The following is a 14,457-nucleotide window of genomic DNA, read 5'->3' on the forward strand; positions in this document are numbered from 1 at the left end:
CATCGCCGAACCAATGATACCAAACGCGTGTTCAATACCGTGAAGCTGCAGAACCTTAACAAAGGCCTCTTCCGTCGTCATTTTCATCTGTTTCTGTCCTTGTTTGAGACGTCAAAGCGTTGGTGAGTTAGAGAATTTCGTCCCTGAGGTAGTAGCCGACATAAGCCATGCGCTGGCCCAATCGTCGGAAGGGTGTGAGGATGCCGTGGCTTGGCAGCGGGGACGTGAAGATTGGCAGGTCAAATGCCTTGTCTTTTTCACCGGCAACCAACTGCGCCATGCGTCGCCCGGCCTGTGCTGAATACATGACGCCATTGCCGCCATACCCCATCGCGTAGAACACGCTTTGATCAGGGTCTGGCTGGAAGATACGGGGCATCATGTCGTGGCTGACATCGACCCACCCCCACCACGAGTAGTCGAGGTTGATATCTTCCAGCGCCGGGAACTTGCGGGCAAGACCTTTTTTCAGCAGTTCCAAGTGCTTGTTGTTTTCGGCATCCCGCCCTGTCACGGCACTGCGGCTGCCGATCTGCATCCGATTGTCCGGCAAAAGGCGATAATAGTGCCGTAACGTGCGGGTATCGGTCAGGGGCGACTTGGTCTGGATGCCACACTCGTCCAGTTCGGACTGGGTCAAGGGCCGTGTGACCATCGAGTTTGACAGGATCGGCATCAAGCGGTGTTTGGTCCGGTTGTTCAAACCGGGCGGCGTGTAACCGGCGGTTGCCAGAGCCACGGTCTTTGCCCGAACAATACCCCCCGGCGTGCGCAGATGATGAACGCCGCTTTTGGTCTCCCACCCCATTACCGGGCTGCCGGTGTGGATTTTCACGCCCAACCGGCGGGCCATGTTGACATAACCAAAGGCCAGTTTGCCAGCATGGATGCAGGTGCCATCAGGCTCCCACATGGCACCTGCTGCCTCCATGTCACGCACGTGGCTTTCGTGCAGCTCATCGCGGTAAATGATGCGCGATCCATAACCGAACACATCATTCAGCAGCTTGCTCTCTTTCTTGAGCGACGGCATCACCTTGTCCCGGTGGGCAATATAATAATGTCCCCCCGGCTGCGGATCGCAGTCGATATCGTCCGAAGCGATCAGATCATTGAAAAGCTCAAAGGCTTCGGTCACTTCTGCGTGCATGCCTTTGGCCACGTCTATGCCCCACCGCTCGATCCACTGCGAGCGTTTCAACCGCCCGGAGGAAATCTGGGCCTGCCCACCATTGCGGGTCGAACAGCCCCAAGCCACGGTGTTCGCCTCCAGAACCACGGCCTGAATGCCATGCTCCTTGGCCAGGTGAATGGCGGTCGACAAGCCGGTATAGCCCGAGCCGATAACAACGACGTCGGCATCCATGTCACTGGACACCGGGCCATCATCCGCAGGCCGTGTGCCCGCAGTGCCAATCCAGTATGTTGGCGCGTGGTCACGATTGTGACCCGGACCCGCATCTATGATGGGGTCATACTTGGGGTCATAGCTGGCCTTGGGCCAGTGACGCGGGATGTTGTTGTCCACCATTCTTGTTACTCTCCGAAGCTACGCGCAGGGCGGCGGATCAGGCTTTGAACATTGGGCGCGTTTTGCGAAGCGCCTGTTTCACTATGATTTTCCCGTCACGCACGGTGAACAAATCGGCGCCCTCGGCCTCGATGCGCATGCCGTTGGCGTCGGTGCCGGAAAAAGTCCACTCCGATACAGCCCTATCACCGTGCACAAAGTGGCTGTGGTGATCCCAATGCGCGTCTTTCATACCAGCCCATACGCCCGAGAACGCAGCAGCGATGGCCTCTGCGCCTTCGACCTTGTTGCCGTATTTCTTGTCACCGGCGACGGTGTAGAACACGCAGTCATCAGCAAAATGGGTCATCACACCGTCGATGTCGTGACGGTTGAACGCGTCGAACGTGTCGGCCAGGTCCTGCGCGGTCAGGGTCTTGCTCATATTGTGTTTCCTTTTCAGAGGGGTTGTTAGGTTTCGTTCGGGTTCGGAACGATCAGTGTCGGGATCTTGGACCGCCGCAAAACGCGTTTGGCGACGGTGCCGAGGAAGGTATGGGAAAAGCCGTGGTCGTGCGCGCCGAGCACGATCAGATCACAGCCCAACTCAACCGAACGGCGCAGGATCACTTCGGCGGGGTGACCGTCGGTGACCTCGACCGAGGTTACCTGTTCACGAATCCTGGCATCATCGCCTTCGAAGCGTGCCCAGAACTTTGCCTGCCGTTCTGCCAATACCTGTCGAACCATCTCGTGGCGGCGCGACAGCGCGGTTTTACGGGTTTCCGCGTTTAGGATGAACATTTCCATCGTGATTTTGGCGTCTTCTGAAAGCGGCTCGTTAACGTGCAGCACGTGAATCTGCGCCCCTGTGGCCTGCGCGATGCTGGCAGCATGGCGCAGGGCGTGGGGTGAGTTCGCCGACAGGTCGGTGGCAAACAGGATGTTGGTGATCAATTGTTTCATGTCGTCATCCTTTCCGGGTCAGTAGCCCAGCAGCCGTGGCAACCACAGCGACAGCTCAGGGAAGAAGGCGATGATGAAGATCGCGGCCGTATTAGCGGCTGCAAATGGCAGCGCCCGCAGTGAGATCTGTTCGATCGAGATGTTCGAAATTCCCGAGGCGATGAACAGGTTCTCACCCAGCGGCGGGGTCTGGAAGCCGATGCCCAGCGTACAGACCATCACCACGCCGAAGTGGATCGGGTCGATGCCCACCGAGTAGGCTACCGGCAACATCACCGGAACCAGGATCAGGATGGTGGCCAGCGTCTCCATGAACATGCCGACAAACAGCAGGAAGAAGATGATCAGCGCCCAGATCACATAGAGGTTGTCGGTAAAGCTGAGCATCGAGTCCGCGATGATCGCCGGGATCTGGTTCTCCACCAGCAGGCGGCCAAACACGGTGGCGGTGAAGAGGATCAACAGAACCCGGCCGGTCAACCATGTGGTGGCTTCCAGCGATTGGAAAAGCGTTTGCCACGTCAGTTCGCGGTAGATCACTACACCCACGACCAGCGTGTAGAAGATCGCAACAATTGCGGCCTCGGTCGGGGTGAAGAAACCGGTGTAAATGCCACCTAGGATCACCAGCGGTGCCATCAATGACCAGAATCCACGGTACATCTCGCAGAAAACATTACGGATGGACCAACCTTCGGCCGATCCTTTGTAGCCGCGCTTTTTCGACATGAAAAAGTTCAGGATCAGCAGGCTGGTGGCGATCAGGAAGGCCGGAACGAAGCCTGCGATGAACAGTTTCGAGATTGAGACCGACTGGAAGGTACCGAATTTCTCGACCGCTTCGACCGGAGGTGCCATGCCGAGCGCGGCAATGCCGAAGATCACCATCGGGATGGAGGGAGGAATGATAATCCCGAGGCCGCCAGAGGACGCAGTGATCGCCGAGGCATAGCCGCGCTCATATCCGCGGTTGATCATCGCGGGGATCATCAGCATCCCCACCGCCGCGGTCGTTGCCGGGCCTGAGCCCGAAATGGCGCCAAAAAACAGACAGGCCATGACAGTTGCCGCCGAGATGCCACCGGTAAAGGGACCGGCGAGACTTTCAGCGACGTTTATCAGCCGTTTTGAGATACCAGCGGCCTCCATCAAGGCTCCGGCCAGGATAAAGGCTGGCAGCGCCATCAGAGGGAAAGCACCCACCGAGGTAAAGGCAATCTGCACGAATTTGATGGGATTCTCGCCCAGATACAGGAACGAAAATAGCGATGCCACACCCAGAGCAACCGTAATCGGTGCGCCGATGAGCAACAGAAGAAGAAACGATCCAAATAGGATTGTGACGATTTCGGATTCCATGACGTTTTCTCCCTGCCTTAGTCGTTCTTGGCTGCTTCAGTGGCAGCTTTGATTTCGTCGAGGTCGATCTGATCGGGGTCGTGGATTTCTTCACCCTTGACCAGGCGGCGGTAGTTCACCTGAATGACGCGGAAGGTCATCAGCGCAAAGGCGATGGGCAGCACCATGTAGATGTACTTCATCTCGATGCCCAAAGTCTGCGACTTCCAGAACTTGTTCATCTTGTTGAAGACAAAATCCGTTGACAGATACAAGAAGTAGACATTGAAGAAGAGCCAGAAGAGATCGGCAAAAGCCTCAATGTATTTGATCGCGCCGTCGGGTAAAAACTTGAACTGGAATGTCACCCGGTTATGTGCGCCCTTCAAAGCGGCGTAACTGGCGCCGAAATAGACGAACCAGACGAACATGTAGACCGAGAGTTCCTCAATCCAGCTGATCGAAAAGCCGAAGACTTCGCGCGCGACGATCTGTACGAACAAAAGGCAGACGAAACCGGATAATAAAACCCGGCATATTACGCTTTCTATATTGTCCAGAAATTTCCAGAACATGTGGGTTCCCTCCTCCCTGAGATGAGAAGAGCGCCGTAGCGCTCTTCCCTGTATCGCTCTACGGCGATTACTGTTGGACCGGGTCGCGGCCGATGGCTTCGAGAACAGCGTTCAGTTTGTCGACGCCACCGATGGAGTCGTAGAACTGCGGCCATACGGCACCGGTTGCCAGTTCAATGAACTCGGCTTCGTCGTTTTCTGGATCGATGATTTCCATGCCCTTGGCGGTCAGCTCTTCTTTGATGGCCGCTTCTGAATCACGAAGGAACTGAGCCGAGGCCAAAGTTGCCTCTTGTCCTGCTTCCAAGATCATCTGTTGTTCTTCTTCGGACAGATCCTGGAAGACAGCTTCGGAAATGATCAGCGGTTCGATCGAGAAAATATAACGCAGGTTGGTTACGTGGTCCTGTACCTCGTAGAACTTCATTGCGTTGATGGTCAGGTATGGGTTGTCCTGGCCGTCGACGACCTTGGTCTGAAGACCGGTGAAGGTCTCTGACCATGCCATCGGGGTCGGGTTGATGCCCCAGGACTTGTAGGTTTCGATCATGATCTCGTTCTTGGGAACGCGGATGATCAGATCCTGTAGGTCGGCAACCGAGCTGACCGGCTTTTTCGAGTTGGTCAGGCGGCGGAAACCGGTATAGGTCCAGCCGATGATGCGCACGCCCGCATCGCGGATCGTGTTTTCGACCAGTTCCTGACCGATCGGACCCTGAGTCAGCGTCTCAGCGTCTTCCAGGCTCAGGATAACGTAAGGCAGCGTGAATACGCCCACCGAAGGCGAGAAGGGTGTGATGTTGTTGATCGCCAGCAGCGACATGTCCAGCGTGCCGATGGCGGCTTCGTTGACGGTGTCCTGCTCAGAGCCTAACTGACCGTTCAGGAATAGGGTCGCAGTATGCTCGCCGCCCGATTTCTCTTCGAGCGCTTTGACAAATGCTATTCCAAGAGCTTCCTGTGCGCTACCTGCGCTGTCGCCAACCGCAATTTTGAAGTTTTTCGCGTCGGCTGCGCCTGCAGCCATCAGCGCCGCCACAGATACTGCAGCGGTGATGGTGCCAAGCTTTTTGATAAATGACATGGATTTCCTCCCATTTTCAGATTTCGAGGTGCGCGCTGACCTGGGGAGAGTTGGCCAGTCCGATTCTACCTCGGCGCGGAAACACTAGCTTGGACAAAGTGTTTCTTCGTTGCTAAACTTTGCGCGATAGGTTTCACATATATCGAACTTGAAAAATGAAACTCGACACGCTTTCCACTCGCATAGGCGACACCGACATACGGCTGTTGCGGATATTCAAAACCGTTGTTGAAAGCGGTGGGCTTTCGGCTGCCGAAGTTGAGTTGAACATTGGCAAATCGACCATCTCCAAGCATATTTCGGATCTTGAACTGCGCCTGGATTTGAAACTCTGCAACCGTGGGCCTTCTGGTTTCTCGCTGACCGAAGACGGCGAAAAAGTGCTGCGCGCCACCGAAGACCTACTGATATCCGTCTCGCAGTTTCGAACCGAAGTGAACGAAATCAAGGAACAACTGGCGGGTACAATTCGGGTGGCGCTGTTCGATCAATGCACCTCGAATCCAGAGGCGCGGCTGGCCCGCTCAATTCATAAATTCAACGAAGCCGCGCCCACAGTTCAAATCGAACTTTCGATGGAACCACCTAACGTGATCGAAACGATGGTCATTACCGGGCATCTGGATATCGGAATCATCGCGTTGCACCGTCCGTCCGCCAGCCTTGATTATGTTCCACTATATGGTGAGGACATGTTTCTGTATTGTGGGAACGAACACCCTTTGTTTGACCGTTCAGAAATTGATCTAAGCACGGACGACCTGCGCAAGTACAACTATGCAGGCCTCAGCGTGAATTCCCCAAATCTTATCGTTGGTCAGCAATTGGGCTTAAGGCGCGCAGCAAAGGTTCAAAGCGAACAAGCACTTGCTATTTTGATCCTTTCCGGCAGGTATCTTGGTTTTTTGCCAGGCCACCTTGCCCAGCAATTCGTTGACCAGAACCTGATGAAGAAGGTTTTGCCGAGCAAAACGCAGTATCGAACGCGTTTTGCGGCTGTGACCCGAAGGCAACCGGCACCAACACGCATCACTAAACTTTTTATGAGTGTTTTGAGCCAACAACACGACAACGGAAATATTGCATAGATTTGACCACGCGGCGTCTCGTCATCGGTCGGATCGGAACTAAACAGCCAGATCACAGAAATGACGCGTAGCATTCAATTCTTCACAACGGATTCCCTTAGAAAAGCTTGCGACAAAGTCGGCAAAACCTCAGATTAATTCCTGCTAGCCCAAATGGTGTCAGGCTATGCACCTTATAACGCTAAGCTTGTTTTTCCCCTTGGTCAGCGTCAAAAGAACAAAAAACTGGCGCCCAGCTCTGACCGGGGCCAGGCTGCGGGCAAGAACACGAGGCACATCAAATGGCATTTAAGTTGGTTTCCTGCGATGGGGGTGGGATACGGGGATACCTGACCTGCCTGATCCTGCAGAGCCTTCACGAAGAAACCGGATTTCTGGATAAGGCGGACGGCTTTGCGGGCACATCGACAGGCGGTCTGATTGCCGTGGCACTGGCGGATGGCCGGACGCAAGGCAAGGATATGAGCGTTCTGGTCGGTGAGTTGGCCGCGCATTACCGCGGCGACGCGGATCAGATTTTTCTGGAGAACGAACGCGGAGTTCTGGACAAAGCGCTCGACAAGGTCATGCGTCGCCTCAGGCTTGGGGGTGGTCCGGGAATTATGGCGTCGCAATACCATGCCTCGGGTCTTGAACGCATTGGAACTTCGCTCGTCGAAGACCGAACCATTGGATCGCTGTCGTCGGATCTGGTTCTGGCCGTCAACACAGTTTGCCTGCATCGCAGCGACAAAATCGGCTGGTCGCCTTTCACGATCACAAACCAGAACCTTGAACACGAGGCCTGGCTGGATATGACAGCGGTCAAACTGCTGGATGTGGCGATGGCAAGTTCTGCCGCACCGTCTTATTTCCCGCCGCATCTGATCGTGGCCGACGGTGTCGACTACGGCTATTTCGCCGATGGCGGGACCTTTGCGAACAACCCGGTGATGAATGGGATCAACGTTGCCATCGCCGCTGATCGGGCCAAGGGGGTTACGGATATCGAAGCGTTGTCGATCGGGACGGGTCAGCAGCCGACGGACATATCCGAGGAAATGATCAAGAATCCCGATGATTGGGGCCTGTTGAAATGGTTCGGGGTGACATCGGGCGCGCCCAAAGGCGCATTGATCGAGTTGCTTCTGACCACCTCGGCGGAAAACCAGTATTGGATGGCGCGTATGGTTTTGAAAAACCGTCTGGTGCGGATAAATCCACCACTGCCAAAGATCGTTGGTTTGGCGACCCACAAACCTGAGTCCTACAGGTTGATGGACGAAGCTTTCCAGGCCAGCAAGCAGAGCAAATACTGGGCGAATGCCGTCGAAATGCTGCAAAAGTGGTGACTCTGTGTACCATTGGAAAACGTACTGCAGTTACAATACCGCCATTGCGTTGTTTTTGTTGCCTTTGAAGGCTTAGCATTTATGGTTAACGCGAAATTTTCAGCGGGTTTCAACGACTGAAAAGGGGAGAGGTATGAGCGATCCCGGCATTGCCGAAAAGCTGGTTGCGGTATTGCAGCGCCCGGATGGCGATACGGCTCTGCGCCCGGTGCACAGCATTGGAATCAGTGCGACGGGGAGTTTTGAACCCTCACCGATCGCCCGCAATTATTGTATCGCAGACCACTTCCGTGCGGAAAAGACGGATGTGATCGTACGGTTCTCGAACGGATCAGGTTGCGCTGCGGTACATGACGGCTGGTCCGACGTGCGCGGCATGGCGGTCCGGTTTCATCTGGATGATGGCACCGATACCGATCTGATCGCGATGACCCTGCCCGAGTTTTTCGCCCCAACTCCCGAGACCTTTCTGGACTTCGCAGAAGCCGCAAAACCAAGGTTGTATAAGGCGGAGTCTCCCTGGCGAAAGATCAGCAATTACCTACAACTGATCCTGCCCAAACGCGATCCCTATCCGGGGGAAACCATAAGCCCGGATGATGGTGCCATCGAGTTCGCAGACCAGAACGCCTATTCCCAATTGGGTATCATGCAAGCCGCCCAGATCGGTGCGCCGACCAGCTATGTCAGGGCGGCGTATCATGCCGTGCATACATTCGTCGTCACCGGTTCTGACAACACACGCCGCTGGGTGCGGTTTTCGTGGCAACCGATTGCAGGAGTTCTTAGGACCGACCCCAACAAAGCACCGGTCGATGATTATCTGAGGGCCGAACTGAAAGACCGTCTTGCCAAAGAGCCCGCGCGGTTTTCGCTGATGATGATGATTGGCGAGGTAGGCGACGATTTCAACAACTCGTCCCGTCCCTGGCCACCACATCGGAAACGGATCATGATGGGCACGCTGACACTGGACGCGGTGCCCGAGGACCAGATCGCCGACTGCGAAAAGCTCAGCTTTAATCCGGGCCTGCTAACCAACGGGATCGAAGCATCGGACGATCCGGTCCTGAAGGTGCGCATAGACACCTACAGAATATCAAGCAATTGGCGTGGCGGATCGCCCTGCCCATTCTCGGAGAGTTAGGTCATGACAAGCCAGAACAGCTGGTTCAACAGCTACGTCAACAGCCTGCCCGAGCGCGGATGGTTCAAGTTCCTGTCGCGTTACATCGTGGTGCCTTATTGGCACTGGCGTGATCCAAAGCCGAAACTTCCTGGCGGTCCGCGCCCCTCGCCCCAGCCCAGCGAGAACGTACAGCGGATGATGAACCTGATCATGCCGCTGAAAGACCCGTCACCGGCTGGGCGTGCACGGGCGACTCTGGCAGTCGCTCAGAATGTTGATGAGATTTTTGCCGGGCTCGACAATGTCGGCACGGTACACTTCGCGCGATTTCTGCTGATCGACAACAATATCTGTATGATCTCGGTCTATGACGGGGATTTCAGCAATTATATCCGCGATTTCATCACCACCATCGGCAGTGTCTTCAATGACGTCATCTCGCTGGTCGACGGTGCCGAACACCTGATCCCGACCGAGCGCAACGTCGAAGAATTTATCGACTGGGTGCACGCGCATGACCTGTTTCAGGCGAATGACTTCCCGACCAACCTGTTTGGCCTGCAGGATGCGGCCAAGGGGCTGCCGCCGAACGAACCGCCGCACAGGCTGGAAACCCTGCCACGGGAATTTGTTCTACAACTGCACGCCAATCGCAATATCTCACTGGGGGGCGGCTATCGCGCTTATCCCGGAGTTTCTGCCGCGCAGGTGCGCCAAAAATTCGGACAGGGCTGGTGACTACAAAACTCGATCTCGCCGACATTCAGGGCAACATTTTGCGCGGATATCGCCGCGATCTGGTGCGCCATCTGATCCTCGAAGTCACCGACCGCGCGGCCGCGCGTCGGTTTCTGGCCACCGCGGTCGATGGTGGCAGCGACACGGTGCCCGAAATCACCCGCGGCCTGTTGTGGGAGGTCAGGCCACCTTTTTGCTTTAACATCGGAATCACCTATGCGGGGCTGCGGGCTTTGGGCACGCCGCCCGAGCATTTGAAGACCTTTCCGACCGAATTCGTTCAAGGCATGACACAGCGGGCGATGAAACTCGGGGATTTTGGGGACAGCGGGCCCGAGAACTGGCCCACCCCTTTCGACCGTCCCGACCGCATACATCTGATAGCATCGGTGCATTCGGATGATCCCGAACACCTCGATACCGTCGAACAACAGGTTGCAGGAGCATTCAGCATTCTGGGCGTACGTAACGGGCGAAACCTACCCGAGGGTAAGGTGTTTTTTGGCTATGTCGACGGGATCTCTCAGCCACGTTTCGAACAGGTCTATGACCCCGACCAAGAAGGCGTGGACGAGCCCATCGACCCGCTCGGCACTGCGCTGCTTGGCTATCCAACGAAACAGGAGGGCGTTCTGTTCCGCGTCCCGTCGCCCCATGCGCTTGGGTTCAACGGATCGTTCAATGCGTTTCGAATTCTGGCGCAGAATGCCGCCGGATTCGAAGCGTATCTCGATCAGGCGGCCGAAGCCCTGATGCTGCACCCCAAACGCGACCAGTTGGCGGACCCCGATAACCTGGAGCGCATCGGTGAAGGATTGGACATGCACGGTGCCCTGCGCGAAGTGGTCGCCGCGCAGATGTGCGGGCGCTGGCGCAATGGCGTACCCTACGAGCTGTCGCCAAATGCCCAGTGGCCCAAGAGCGAGGTGTCACTTACCAATTTTGACTACACGCACGGCTCGCGCTGCCCGGCAGGCTCGCACCTGCGGCGCGGCAATCCTCGGGGCGGTCCGATCGTTCAGCGTATCGCAAATTATACGCGTCGACTGGTGCGGCGTGGCATGTCCTATGGCCCGGATTTTGACCCTCGAAACCCCGATACAGAAGAACGCGGCTTGCTTGGCAGTTTCATCGGCGCCAATATCGGTGCGCAGTTCGAGGCGGTGATGTGCGACTGGATTAATCTGGGCCTCCAGGACCCACGGATTACCGGTGCGAACGATCCCTTGCTGGGTGCCAACACACCGGAAACCAGCTGGTTCGACATGACAGTGCCGGACGGAGACACAATCCGTCTGAACGGTTTCCCTCGCCTGATCCAAACGCGCGGTGGTGCTTACACGTTCCTGCCCAGCCTGACTGCGATCAGATACCTGTCTGATTTGATGGATTAGGCAAGTTCCGCCAGCGCGGTATCAATCCGCGTCAGCATCGGTGACCGCCCGGCGGATTCGACAACAACACGCGCTTTGGTCAGGTAATCCCTGGCCTGTGGTTTCTTTTTCTTTGCCTTGTAGAGCAGTCCCATGATCATGTCACAGCGCGCGATGTAATGGCCATTTTTGTCGAACTGTGGATTACTGCGCACCTGTTCAATCATAGCAATCAACCGCTTTCTTCCAAACAGCATGACCCAGATGATCGAGCGAAAGTTCCTGATCAGAACACTGATTGAGCCGCCACCCTCACCGGTCAAAATGGCCAGATACATCTCGCACAGGAACAACCGTGCCCAGTCTGCCGAAACCTGAGTGCTCTCATCCGTACGTTTCTGAATGGCCCATTCGACCTGCCGCAGTCCAGCGGCGACCTGGCCGTTCAGCGCATAAGCCACGCCCAGCATTGTTGCAGGCCCGAAGGTGAACAAAGTCCAACCTTTCTCTTCGCAGTCCTTGATATGCTTTTGAACGGTTTCAATCGCACCGGGTTTCTCCAACGGTACCATCGCGGCAACCCGGGCCGCCTCGGCTATTGCATGCTCAAACTCAACCTTCGAGTCCTGTCGTGCCTTCTCGGCCATCGTTAGCGCCAGTTCATGGTCATCCGTGACCATTGCGATCAACGCTTTCATTGCGGTTCCATAACCCAGCGCCCGCGGATCGTTCTTGGATTTTCCAAGTGCAATCATCCGATCCGATGCCGCGTGCGCCTGGGCCACGCGGCCACGGGTCAGTTCGTTCCAGCCAACCGTCGCCAGAAAGAAATTGTGGATATAAGCATCGTCGATTCTTTCCAGAATGGTCTCGATTTCGCGCTTTCTGGTCTCAAACCGCTCATTCGGGATCGGAGAATGGTAGATCGAAACCGACAGTTCGTTGACCATGGCATAGGCACTGGAAGAAGGATCCCTCAGGCGTTGAGCCATTTCAGTCAATTCTTGCTGCACCCAATGTGCTTCGCGATACTTACCATTGCACACCAAACACGACACATAATGGTGCAGGAACAAGGCGTGGTGCTGACTGTCCCCTACCTTTTGCAGTATCGGCCGAACCGCGCCAGCCAGCTCGATAATCGTTTTGACCCGTAACGAGATGTTGGAGCAGAGTGCAAAACTGGCCATGAAGGCGGCAAACTGTTCATCCGATGCACAATCGGGGTCGCTTTGATACAGCTCCAGCGCCGCGACAAAGAACCGGTTGGCTTCGTCCAGAGAATACACCCCCAAGCTTTTGTCTCCGGCCATGGAACTATAGCGGAACGCCTGATCGGTACGGTTGGTTTGCCCATAATGGAAGGCCAGTGTTTCGGCCACCTCTTGCACCCGGTTTGCATTGCGCAAAGCCAGCGCATCGGCGATCGCCAAATGCAACTCGGACCGTCGTGACTGAATAAGACTCTGGTACACAGAGTCCCGCAGCAGAACATGTTTGAAGACATAGTCTGAGGAACTCGTCTCGCGATATAGGACATCCTGCGTTTGCAGTCGTTGCAGAGTTGTACCAACTTCATCGGAGTTCGCGACAACTTGGGCCAGCAGGCCGGGATCAAAGCGGCGCCCGATAACAGCGGCGGCCTGCAAGACTTCGCGATCCTCGGGCGCGAGACGTTCAATTCTGGTCGTCAACAGGCTGCGCATCGTAAGGGGCAACCCGCTGTCATTGATATCCGCATTGAAATAGGCGGTGCCGTCATCGACACGTAATGTGCCCTGATCCAGTAGAAAGCTCAGAATCTCTTCGCCAAACAGCGGGTTGCCGCCTGCGCGCTCGGTCAGCTGTTCCGCCAAACCGTTCGGGAGTTCAGGCACACCAAGACGGCTCTGAACCAGATCCTCAAAGTCCGCGACTGGCAATGGTCTCAGCGCGACGGTTGTCACGCCGCTTGTGCCAAGCCATTTCGGCGTATACTCCGGCCGCCGCGTTTGAATGACCAGCAGGTTCGAAATTTCCGGGTCTTCAAGCAGGATCGTTATCAGATCTTCCGAGGAGCTGTCGATCCAATGGCTATCTTCGATCACAAGAATGACCTGGTCGGTCGCGCATTTCTTCTTGAGCAAGGCTGTCAGCAATTCGCGGATGCGCAAGCCGATCAGAACACCATCGAGACCATCCAAAGACCCTTCAGGTGACTTAAGACCGAGAAGGTTCATCAGCAGGCCCAGATTTTGCCAGGAAAACAGTCCGTACTTAGCTAGACCGGTCTCTAGTTTCGCCTGAACGCGCAGCGGGTTGTTTCTGTCGCTGATCTGAAAGGATTTTCGGACGATTTCCAAAATTGGCAGGAACGGAGTCTGTTGACCGTCAGCGTAGCAATTCCCCATCAGAGCGGTGACTTCGCCGGTCGGCATCTGGTGAACAAATTCGTAGATTAGGCGGGTTTTGCCCAAACCCGGTTCCGCCACCAGATCAACAACCGAACACTCGGATTTCGACCTTAGCAAGGCTGTGGACATTGCATCCAGTTCACCCATCCGACCGACATAACTGCTCAACCCTTGCGCGACTGACGCGTCAAAGCGCGTCGCGCCTTCGCGAACAGCTTTCAGTTGCCAGATTTTCTGCGGCGCGGACAGGCCCTTGATCGTGTGTTCACCGAAATAGCTGAGATCGGAGACCCATTCGACCAAATCGCGGGTGGTGTCGCACAGCAGGCTTCCCCCGGGTGGCGCAAGGTTTTCAAGTCGTGCGGCCAGATTCACCGTGCTGCCTACCGCCGTCGTCGGCCCGGTTTGCCCTTGAACCGTAGCCATCAGGACATTGCCTGAGCTGACACCAACGCGCATTTCCGGGCGCACTCCAAAGCGTTTGTCAAAGTCTGTTGCGGCAGAAGCGAAGGCAGCGTGGATCGACAATGCGGCGCGGCAGGCCCGCAGGGCCGGGTCTTCAAGCGCGTCGGGGATACCAAACAATGCCATTATGCTGTCGCCGGCAAAATCGCGGACCGCGCCACCGTTTTCTTCGACCGCGCGGGACAGCGTGTCATAGACTTTGCGTACGAATTCGAGCGCTTTTTCTTCATCCAGACGGGCGACTATGGCGGTATAGCCGACCATATCTGCGAACAGGACAGATACCTGGCGTCGTTGTCCAGGATCCGTCGGTATTCGCGATGGTATTTCCGTCATATCCCCCATGTGAGCAAAGGGTTTACAACACCCGATCCCTCCCCGCCAGAGTTTGTGGGCGAAAAAGTATTTTAGTATACTCAAAAGGCAAGGAAAGTGTCATGCCAGACACAGGCCTATGTGTCTTTTCC

General features: G+C 55.9%; 12 protein-coding genes. 5 read left to right on the forward strand and 7 right to left on the reverse strand.

Features of this window, described 5'->3' with window-relative positions; translation table 11 throughout:
• Positions 1 to 127 precede the first annotated feature (127 nt).
• The 6 genes from ACR0IM_RS17575 to ACR0IM_RS17600 form a co-directional block, all read right to left on the reverse strand.
• Positions 128 to 1,531, reverse strand: coding sequence for an NAD(P)/FAD-dependent oxidoreductase (locus ACR0IM_RS17575; protein WP_480682698.1), 1,404 nt, complete (start codon positions 1,529 to 1,531; stop codon positions 128 to 130).
• A gap of 37 nt (positions 1,532 to 1,568) precedes the next feature.
• On the reverse strand, positions 1,569 to 1,955 hold the full coding sequence (locus ACR0IM_RS17580; RefSeq protein ID WP_480595686.1) for a nuclear transport factor 2 family protein: 387 nt from the start codon (positions 1,953 to 1,955) through the stop codon (positions 1,569 to 1,571).
• A gap of 26 nt (positions 1,956 to 1,981) precedes the next feature.
• On the reverse strand, positions 1,982 to 2,476 hold the full coding sequence (locus ACR0IM_RS17585) for a universal stress protein (protein WP_480595684.1): 495 nt from the start codon (positions 2,474 to 2,476) through the stop codon (positions 1,982 to 1,984).
• 18 nt (positions 2,477 to 2,494) lie between these two features.
• Entirely contained in the window at positions 2,495 to 3,835 is a 1,341-nt protein-coding gene (locus tag ACR0IM_RS17590; protein ID WP_480595682.1) for a TRAP transporter large permease, read from the reverse strand.
• Between the two features lie 17 nt (positions 3,836 to 3,852).
• Complete coding sequence (locus tag ACR0IM_RS17595; RefSeq protein WP_480595680.1) at positions 3,853 to 4,389, reverse strand: TRAP transporter small permease; 537 nt, start codon at positions 4,387 to 4,389, stop codon at positions 3,853 to 3,855.
• 67 nt (positions 4,390 to 4,456) lie between these two features.
• The gene (locus ACR0IM_RS17600; protein WP_480642687.1) at positions 4,457 to 5,473 is read right to left on the reverse strand and encodes a TRAP transporter substrate-binding protein; all 1,017 of its coding nucleotides are present in this window, start codon (positions 5,471 to 5,473) and stop codon (positions 4,457 to 4,459) included.
• 155 nt (positions 5,474 to 5,628) lie between these two features.
• On the opposite strand from ACR0IM_RS17600, the gene ACR0IM_RS17605 reads away from it, so the two are divergent.
• The 5 genes from ACR0IM_RS17605 to ACR0IM_RS17625 all read left to right on the forward strand — a co-directional run bounded on the left by ACR0IM_RS17605 (position 5,629) and on the right by ACR0IM_RS17625 (position 11,153).
• Positions 5,629 to 6,561, forward strand: coding sequence for a LysR family transcriptional regulator (locus ACR0IM_RS17605; protein WP_480682699.1), 933 nt, complete (start codon positions 5,629 to 5,631; stop codon positions 6,559 to 6,561).
• Between the two features lie 281 nt (positions 6,562 to 6,842).
• Positions 6,843 to 7,892 carry a patatin-like phospholipase family protein gene (locus ACR0IM_RS17610; protein WP_480595674.1) on the forward strand — a complete coding sequence of 350 codons (1,050 nt, stop codon included), beginning with the start codon at positions 6,843 to 6,845 and terminating at the stop codon, positions 7,890 to 7,892.
• 133 nt (positions 7,893 to 8,025) lie between these two features.
• Complete coding sequence (locus ACR0IM_RS17615; protein WP_480682700.1) at positions 8,026 to 9,039, forward strand: catalase; 1,014 nt, start codon at positions 8,026 to 8,028, stop codon at positions 9,037 to 9,039.
• A gap of 3 nt (positions 9,040 to 9,042) precedes the next feature.
• Positions 9,043 to 9,759, forward strand: a complete 717-nt coding sequence (locus tag ACR0IM_RS17620; RefSeq protein ID WP_480642682.1) for a hypothetical protein — start codon at positions 9,043 to 9,045, stop codon at positions 9,757 to 9,759.
• A complete protein-coding gene (locus ACR0IM_RS17625) occupies positions 9,756 to 11,153 on the forward strand; it encodes a Dyp-type peroxidase (RefSeq protein WP_480682701.1) in 1,398 nt (465 codons plus the stop codon). Before ACR0IM_RS17620 ends, ACR0IM_RS17625 begins: the two co-directional genes overlap by 4 nt.
• Here the strand turns inward: ACR0IM_RS17625 and ACR0IM_RS17630 are convergent.
• A complete protein-coding gene (locus ACR0IM_RS17630) occupies positions 11,150 to 14,335 on the reverse strand; it encodes an ATP-binding protein (protein ID WP_480682702.1) in 3,186 nt (1,061 codons plus the stop codon). The two genes, ACR0IM_RS17625 and ACR0IM_RS17630, sit on opposite strands and share 4 nt — an antisense overlap.
• Positions 14,336 to 14,457 lie beyond the last annotated feature (122 nt).

This window comes from Ruegeria sp. BF6 (genome assembly GCF_056538665.1).

Coding starts and splice junctions, on each gene's coding strand:
- ACR0IM_RS17575 (WP_480682698.1), bottom strand. CDS start 1,531: ATGGTGGACAACAACATCCCGCGTCACTGGCCCAAGGCCAGCTATGAC.
- ACR0IM_RS17615 (WP_480682700.1), top strand. CDS start 8,026: ATGAGCGATCCCGGCATTGCCGAAAAGCTGGTTGCGGTATTGCAGCGC.
- ACR0IM_RS17605 (WP_480682699.1), top strand. CDS start 5,629: ATGAAACTCGACACGCTTTCCACTCGCATAGGCGACACCGACATACGG.
- ACR0IM_RS17630 (WP_480682702.1), bottom strand. CDS start 14,335: ATGGGGGATATGACGGAAATACCATCGCGAATACCGACGGATCCTGGA.
- ACR0IM_RS17580 (WP_480595686.1), bottom strand. CDS start 1,955: ATGAGCAAGACCCTGACCGCGCAGGACCTGGCCGACACGTTCGACGCG.
- ACR0IM_RS17585 (WP_480595684.1), bottom strand. CDS start 2,476: ATGAAACAATTGATCACCAACATCCTGTTTGCCACCGACCTGTCGGCG.
- ACR0IM_RS17600 (WP_480642687.1), bottom strand. CDS start 5,473: ATGTCATTTATCAAAAAGCTTGGCACCATCACCGCTGCAGTATCTGTG.
- ACR0IM_RS17610 (WP_480595674.1), top strand. CDS start 6,843: ATGGCATTTAAGTTGGTTTCCTGCGATGGGGGTGGGATACGGGGATAC.
- ACR0IM_RS17595 (WP_480595680.1), bottom strand. CDS start 4,389: ATGTTCTGGAAATTTCTGGACAATATAGAAAGCGTAATATGCCGGGTT.
- ACR0IM_RS17620 (WP_480642682.1), top strand. CDS start 9,043: ATGACAAGCCAGAACAGCTGGTTCAACAGCTACGTCAACAGCCTGCCC.
- ACR0IM_RS17590 (WP_480595682.1), bottom strand. CDS start 3,835: ATGGAATCCGAAATCGTCACAATCCTATTTGGATCGTTTCTTCTTCTG.